This window comes from Mycobacterium sp. E3247 (genome assembly GCF_001667785.1).
Classification (GTDB): Bacteria; Actinomycetota; Actinomycetes; order Mycobacteriales; family Mycobacteriaceae; genus Mycobacterium.
This window is the reverse complement of the sequence record NZ_LZJG01000340.1, coordinates 1-775: the sequence shown is the minus strand read 5'-3', so window position 1 is coordinate 775 and position 775 is coordinate 1. Positions and strand designations below refer to the sequence as shown.

Sequence of the window (775 nt, the reverse complement as noted above, 5' to 3'; positions counted from 1 at the left end):
TCAGCGGGCTACGTCAGCCTGGCGGCCAGCTCGCGGGCGCGGGAGACGTAGTCGGGGGAGAGGATCTGGCGCAGGTCGGCCACCAGCGACTCGCGCGTGGTTTGGGAAAACGGGCGGGCGACACCGACTTTCAGCCGATCCACCTGGCCCGCCCAGATCTTCTGATCGCTCATGCTCCAAAGGCTCAAGGTGGGTACTCCGGCGCGCAGGCCCGCGGCAGTGGTGCCCGCGCCGCTGTGGTGCACCACCGCCCGGCAAGCGGGAAAGACCGCCCCGTAGTTGACCACCCCTACCACCTTGACGTGGTCGGAATGGGCGACCCCACTGAAATCGGTTTTGCCCGAGCACACCAACGCCCGCTCGCCCAACTCGGCGCAGGCCTCGCCGATCATGGTGATGGTGTCGGCTGGCGAATCGACCGTTGTACTGCCGAAGCCGAAGCAGATCGGCGGCGTTCCCGCCGCGATCCACGATGCGACCTCGTCGTCGACGTCCGTGGTCAGCTCCATGGTCAGTGTCCCGACGAAGGGGCGCTGGCCGTTCCACTTCGCCCATTCGTCGGCCAGCCCGGGAAAGCACACTTCGTCATAGGCCTGAATCTCCAACGCGCCGCGGGCTGCCATCCGTTGCGGCGCAGGACCCTTTGCCTTCGGCAGGCCGAATGCCCGGCGCTGGCTATCTTCGGCCTTCTTGGTCACCCGCCAACACATCCAGTCGTACACCGCCATCCCGGTACGGACCATCGGCGCGGGCAGTGCCGGAATCAGCTCGCCGT

At 67.2% G+C, this 775-nt stretch carries 1 protein-coding gene; it reads right to left on the bottom strand.

Annotation, left to right across the window (positions count from 1 at the left end; genetic code table 11):
• Positions 1-8: 8 nt before the first annotated feature.
• The coding region (locus A9X04_RS30995; protein WP_369828974.1) for a glycosyltransferase at positions 9-775 on the bottom strand (767 nt) is incomplete at its 5' end.